This is a genomic window from Leptodesmis sp. (genome assembly GCF_052746595.1).
In genome coordinates this window covers 1-6080 of sequence record NZ_JBRAGO010000163.1, presented here as the reverse complement: position 1 = coordinate 6080, position 6080 = coordinate 1, and the positions used below count along the sequence as shown (strand labels likewise).

The following is a 6080-nucleotide window of genomic DNA, read 5'->3' as shown; positions in this document are numbered from 1 at the left end:
GGGATATTCTTCTCCTCTAGCCTAATTTTCCTACCAAGAAGGTGACACGCACCCAAATGCATGTGCTGTGCCTGAGTGGTGCAGAAAACTTTTTTGAGTCTCATGATGGATAACCTGAACGACCAAAACAGCGCCTGAAACCCCTTGCCCTCGTTCGTTCGCCCGATAAAACTCAAGATCGCTGTCTCGGTGAGAATCCTTGATTTATAGGGGTTTCAGGAGTTTTCTGCACCACCAAGGTGCTGTGCTAACGATGTACGGCACATACGCCAAAGTTCATTCAATACAAGCTGTTTTTCAATGGGCTGATGGAAGAATAGAGTTTGAGTGTACATACCACCAACTTGATGGGCCTGCTGAAGACTGTGTTGATGATTTGATTGCTCAGTTTGATTGGCTTGGTAAGGGTGTAAAACTATTGATAATTGATAAACCGCTTCCTGTAGAGTATTGCCCCTGTTGTAGCTCTTCACTGAAAAGATTTTTAGCAGAGAATCAGTATAAAAGGCTTTTTTACAAGTCATGGAAAACGGATTCAACCTGCTGTATCTATATCAATCCCAAACGGCCTTCCTTGGCGCTTACGCTTTTTCTAAATCAAGAAGTGATTTATCAAGGTGCTTTACATCTATGCGGTTATTCCCTTCACTATACTTGTAGTAGTTTTGAAGAAAGGTTCCCTATTTCAAAGAGACCAAGCATTAGAACACAAGCTACAAGAATAATCCAAGATATTATGAATATATGGGAACCTGGACATATCCTCATAGAAACAGGTGACCGCCAAAATCCTTATTTAATAGAAAACTTTGAACTTCCAAAGTGTTGGGAGAAATTGAAAGGAAAAAAATTGATTGGCAATGTGAATCGGATATGCCTGGTTGTAAGCATTTTTAATATTTTAGGAAAAATAAGTATTGGCGTAGCCTTTACTTTGGGAGGGACAGAGAAAAATTGCAACCCTCGTTATCTTGCCTGGTGAAGCTTTGAAGATAGCAATGTATTTCCTATCCCTATCAATATGGCTACCAACTAGTTCGAGTAACTCGGTTCCGGTGTAATTTCTCCCAAACGGTTCAGCGGCCAAAAACGAACGATCGCCCGTCCAATAATATTATCTCGCGGCACAAATCCCCAATAGTGGCTATCACAGCTATTGTTGCGGTTATCGCCCAGCACCAGATAGGAACCTTGCGGCACAGTTCTGGGACCGTATTGGTAATCGGGCACTTCTGCCACATAGCCCTCTTTAAGTGGCTGATTGTTGATGAAGACCTGCCCTTGCTTCACTTCCACCGTATCTCCCGGCAGACCAATAATCCGCTTGATATAGGCATCCTTATTGTGTTGAGAAGCCTGTGGTCCGGTACAAACGACCGATGCTTCATCTGGTGGCATGAATACGATAATGTCGCCCCGTTGTGGATCCTTGAAGTGATAACTCACCTTGTCTACAATCAGGCGATCGCCCACCTGCAGAGTCGGCACCATCGATTTAGAGGGAATGTAGCGAGCTTCTGCGACGAATGTCCGGATACCAAATGCCAGGATCGCACTTAGTCCCAAAGTCTTGGCGACTTCAAGCCAGACATTCTCACGCGGGGCTTGCGGAGAATTGTTATTGTGGTCGGGTTCTTTATTTACTTGATCCATAAGAGATTCGATATTGTATTGATATTCTAGTCTGCTCTAATCACTATGCAACCAGATTTATCTTTGCTCATTCGTCAGGCTCAGATCCTTCACCCAGACGGGGAACTGAGAGTAGGAGACGTGCTGATTCGGGGCGGTACCATTGAGCAGGTCGCGACCGAGATGTCACTTGAAGCAGATGAGACTGTCCGAGAAATAGATGCCCAGGGACTGACCTTGTTGCCAGGAGTGATTGATCCGCAGGTGCATTTTCGGGAACCGGGCCTGGAATACAAGGAAGATTTGTTCACCGCCAGTTGTGCCTGTGCCAAAGGCGGCGTGACTTCCTTTCTGGAAATGCCCAATACTTGGCCTTTAACCACCACTCAGGCAGCGCTGGATGACAAATTGCAACGAGCAGCGCAAAAGTGTGTGGTGAATTACGGCTTTTTCATTGGGGCGACAGCAGAAATGCTCCCCGATATTCTAGAAGCCAAGCCAGCCTGTGGCATCAAAATCTTTATGGGATCGATGCATGGCCCGTTGTTGATGAGCGAAGAAGAGGTACTGGACAAAATCTTTTCCCAGGGGAGCCGATTGATTGCTGTCCATGCGGAGAACCAGGCCCGCATTCAGGAGCGTCGCCAGCAATTTGCTGGAATTACCGACCCTGCTATCCACTCCCAGATTCAAGATAATCAGGCAGCGCTGGAGGCCACGGAACTAGCACTAAAGTTGTCAAAGAAATATCAGCGACGGTTGCATATCCTCCACCTATCCACGGCAGAAGAAGCTGAGTTGTTGCGACGAGATAAACCGGCTTGGGTGACGGCAGAAGTGACACCACAACATCTGTTGCTGAATACCAGTGCCTACGAGACGATCGGTACTCTGGCTCAAATGAATCCGCCCTTGCGATCGCCCCACGATAACGAAGTCCTCTGGCAGGCTTTAAAGGACGGGGTACTGGATTTCATCGCCACGGATCACGCGCCTCATACCCTGGAGGAAAAAGCCCAGACTTATCCCAATACACCGTCGGGAATGCCAGGGGTAGAAACTTCCCTGCCGCTAATGCTGACTCAGGCGATGCAGGGACGGTGTACGGTGGCGCAAGTTGCCAACTGGATGTCTACGGCAGTCGCTAAGGCCTATCGGATTCCCAATAAAGGGACGATCGCTCCCGGTTATGATGCGGATCTGGTTCTGGTTGATTTGCATACTTACCACCCGGTACGACGCGAGGATTTACTGACAAAGTGCGGTTGGAGTCCTTTTGAAGGTTGGAATCTGACTGGGTGGCCTGTAGTGACGATCGTTGGTGGCCAAGTGGTTTGCGAACACGGCAAAGTCAATACGGAAGTTCGAGGAAAAGCCTTAACTTTTGATGGTTGAAGGCAGAAGGGGCTGTCATTGTTCATTTGGGAAAAGTGTGGAGATCCGTTCTCAACCAGCGATCGCCGACCCGACTAGATCTCCGACTTCTGTTGCAAATCATTGGTTCTACTCAAGTGGTCAGAAGAAGCCGGAGATCTGGGGTGACTGCTACCACCTACAACGTGGCCTGAAGTTGGTCGAGTAGTTCTTCCACATACTTCAGAGCGGCTGCGATCGTGGCCGGATTCTCCAGATCCACATCCACGTACTGACGTAGAGCCTTCACCTGATCCATGCTGCCCCCTGCAGCCAGGAGTTCCATGTATCCAGGAATGAAGTCTTTGCCCACTTCCCGATATTTTTGATAACAGGCAAGGCTGACAATATTGGAAGCTGTGTATTGGTAGCAGTAGAACGGTTTGAAGTAGATATGGCCGATGCGTGCCCAGTCCACCTGATGTTCCGGCAACACTTCGACTGCATCACCACACAAATCCTGATACAGGGACTGCCACTGCTCATTGACAAAGCTCTGATCAAAACTGCCCTGGGTGACGCGATCATGAATCGCCAACTCTAACCGACTAACTGTACTCTGACGGAACAGTAAATTGAGTTGATCTTCCAGTTGGCGCGTGATCAACGCCTGCTTCAGTTTGGCATTATCTTCGGCCTGTTTCAGAAGGTAGTCCAGCAACAGCAGTTCATTAAAGGTAGAAGCGATTTCTGCCAGTACCATTGGCGGATTGCTGTTGAAGTAGCTCTGGCGATCGCCAATCCAGGCAAAGTGCAATCCATGTCCCATCTCATGGGCCAGGGTGAACAGGGAATTGTAATCCTCGGTATAAGAGAGCAGCAAATAGCTGTGCTTACCGTGGGCATACCAGCAGAAGGCCCCGCCCCGCTTTCCAGGACGCACTTTGGCGTCTACCCAGTTTTTCAGGAAAAATTCTTCTGCACGACGGGCATAGTTGACATCAAATTGGGAGAGGGCAGCCAGCAGCGTATCTACCCCTGCCTGATAAGACAGCGGTGGCACCGGATCATTGCTCCAGGGTGCATAGACATCGCAGGTGCGAATCTTTTGTCCTAGCGCTTTGCCTTTTAAGGTGTAATAGCGCTGCCAGAGATCAAAGCGATTTTTTGTCCCATCCATGATGGCCCGAAATACGGGTTCCGATACTTCATCTGCGAGTAATTGCTTTTGCAGTGTAGATTTATACCCCCGCATTTGGTTTTCCAGTTTGTGATCCTGGGCCACTGTGTTGAGAATGTAGGCATACAGCGAGTTGTGCTGCTTCATCACCTTACGGACTGACTGGTAAGCTTCATACCGCACATTGGCATCCGGATGAAACAACAGAGCACTTAATTCCGCTTCCGTGCTGCAGGTTTTGCCATCAGGAGTCGTGACTGGATCGTATTCCTGTTCTCCAAGGTGCAGCGATCGCAAATTAATAAACGCCTGCCGTCCGGTTAAACTATCCTGATTGCGAGTTTGTTCCACTTCTTCGGAGAGTTTATAAGGACGAAATTTAGCAATATTGTAGAGATAGTGTTGATAAGGTTGAAAAACACTAGCGGATTCTAATTTGGCAAACTTTTGATCATCTAAACTTTTCAATTCCAGATCAAAAAACAGAAGCTGATTCTCAATGCCTGTGACTGCTTCCATCACCTGGTCTTGCATCTGTTTCGCTTCAGTGTTGCGAGTATCTGCAGCAAAGATCAAAGCAGGAAACGCATACAAAAAGCCTGCCTGCTGAGAAATTGCTTCTAATTGCTGCAAACAATCCAGGACTTGCTCTGCTGATAAGTCCTTCACCTTGCCCCGGTAAGTATCTCGAAAGCTTGCGGCAGTTTGTTGCAGAGCCTCTAGATCCTGCGCTAACCGGGGGTCATCAAATCCCTGATACAGATCCGACAAATCCCACTCTTGGGGACTTTCAAGCTGAATTGAAACAGACTGAACCACGGCTGAACTCCTTTTCCTGAAACCTCGATCGGTGATGCTACCACCAGCATAACTCTGGAAGTTTTACTCTAACACAAAATCATTTCGAGTTTATCTAAGGACGGGGTGAGAGAAGATAATGACGGGGGTGGAGACTGAAAGGGTGGGTAGTGAGAGGCCGTTGGAGAGGGAAGAAGGGCAGGGGGAGAATTCCGTCAGCCTCCCATCCCCCTTGTTTTGTGGGTATGGGTTTCCCCAGAACCATGTTGATGATTGATGCCTGCGGCGGGTTTGCGCATCTCGGCTTCATGGGCAGATACCCAGCCATTAAAGGGAAGGGCCGCACTATACAAGAAGGTGCTAACCAGGGTTAGGCTGGCCAGGGTAGTGGAACTGAATGTAGGAGTTACTTTCATTATGGGATTAGCCGATGGTAACTTCTGCAGCTTGTACTTGTTGAATCAGGCGAATCAGGCTAAGAGCCCGTTGATAGGCAGAGATGTTTCCTTGCTGGCGGAAGTCTTGAGCAGCCTGCTGTAAATCGATGAGGGCTTGTTGGGTGTTGCCGGCGCTGTAGTAGGCAAGCGCCCGATCGCGATAGGCCTCCGGAATATCAGGGTTAAGCTGTAAGGCGCGATCGAAGTCTTGAATCGCGGCGAAGTAATGCCCCAAGCTCCTCCAGACCAATCCCCGATTGAAATAGGCCCGGAAATCATCTGGCTGCAATTGCAGCACATGAGTTGCATCCTCAATAGCAGTCTGATAATGCTCTAGATAGTAATGGGCTAATCCCCGATCTAAGTAAGCTTCGCCATTGGCGAGTTGGCGTTGCAGGGCTTGTGTACAGTCCTCAATCGCGGCAGCAGGCTGATTCAAGAGAACTTCAACCAGACAGAGGTTGGCATAGGCCGCAGCTGTCTGCGTTCGCATCTGAATAGCTTTAGTAAATGCATCAAGCGCTTCCCAGTACTTCCCTGCCATCGTGGCTTCAACTCCCTGCTGAAAGGCATCAGTATGATGTGCAGAGGGTGCGATTGGAGTCGCCCAGACGGCTGTAGGCAGGCGTGACATCCTCCCGACACCAATGCTACGCATACGGTGCGGGCTTCCCAAGATC

Annotated in this window: 6 protein-coding genes; 2 read left to right on the top strand and 4 right to left on the bottom strand. The window is 48.7% G+C overall.

The genetic code is table 11. The annotated features are described in order from the left end of the window. Nucleotides 1–253: 253 nt before the first annotated feature. Nucleotides 254–982: a hypothetical protein gene (locus tag ACUVQO_RS22045; RefSeq protein ID WP_445927971.1), complete on the top strand. Its 729-nt coding sequence runs from the start codon at nt 254–256 to the stop codon at nt 980–982. A 50-nt stretch (nt 983–1032) separates the two neighbouring features. Here ACUVQO_RS22045 and lepB read toward each other — a convergent pair whose 3' ends face one another. Continuing rightward, nucleotides 1033–1653: a signal peptidase I gene (lepB, locus tag ACUVQO_RS22040; protein ID WP_445927970.1), complete on the bottom strand. Its 621-nt coding sequence runs from the start codon at nt 1651–1653 to the stop codon at nt 1033–1035. A gap of 45 nt (nt 1654–1698) precedes the next feature. On the opposite strand from lepB, the gene ACUVQO_RS22035 reads away from it, so the two are divergent. After that, complete coding sequence (locus ACUVQO_RS22035; protein ID WP_445927969.1) at nt 1699–3027, top strand: dihydroorotase; 1329 nt, start codon at nt 1699–1701, stop codon at nt 3025–3027. Between the two features lie 157 nt (nt 3028–3184). Here the strand turns inward: ACUVQO_RS22035 and ACUVQO_RS22030 are convergent, their stop codons facing one another. The 3 genes from ACUVQO_RS22030 to ACUVQO_RS22020 all read right to left on the bottom strand — a co-directional run. Continuing rightward, the gene (locus ACUVQO_RS22030; protein WP_445927968.1) at nt 3185–4984 is read right to left on the bottom strand and encodes a M3 family oligoendopeptidase; all 1800 of its coding nucleotides are present in this window, start codon (nt 4982–4984) and stop codon (nt 3185–3187) included. 194 nt (nt 4985–5178) lie between these two features. Then, the gene (locus ACUVQO_RS22025) at nt 5179–5379 is read right to left on the bottom strand and encodes a hypothetical protein (protein WP_445927967.1); all 201 of its coding nucleotides are present in this window, start codon (nt 5377–5379) and stop codon (nt 5179–5181) included. Nucleotides 5380–5386: 7 nt separating this feature from the next. Next, a partial coding sequence (locus tag ACUVQO_RS22020; protein ID WP_445927966.1) for a tetratricopeptide repeat protein occupies nt 5387–6080 on the bottom strand: 694 nt, incomplete at its 5' end.

Excerpts from the sequence above, each read along its gene's own strand:
- ACUVQO_RS22025 (WP_445927967.1), bottom strand. The coding sequence starts at position 5,379 with ATGAAAGTAACTCCTACATTCAGTTCCACTACCCTGGCCAGCCTAACC.
- ACUVQO_RS22045 (WP_445927971.1), top strand. The coding sequence starts at position 254 with ATGTACGGCACATACGCCAAAGTTCATTCAATACAAGCTGTTTTTCAA.
- lepB (WP_445927970.1), bottom strand. The coding sequence starts at position 1,653 with ATGGATCAAGTAAATAAAGAACCCGACCACAATAACAATTCTCCGCAA.
- ACUVQO_RS22035 (WP_445927969.1), top strand. The coding sequence starts at position 1,699 with ATGCAACCAGATTTATCTTTGCTCATTCGTCAGGCTCAGATCCTTCAC.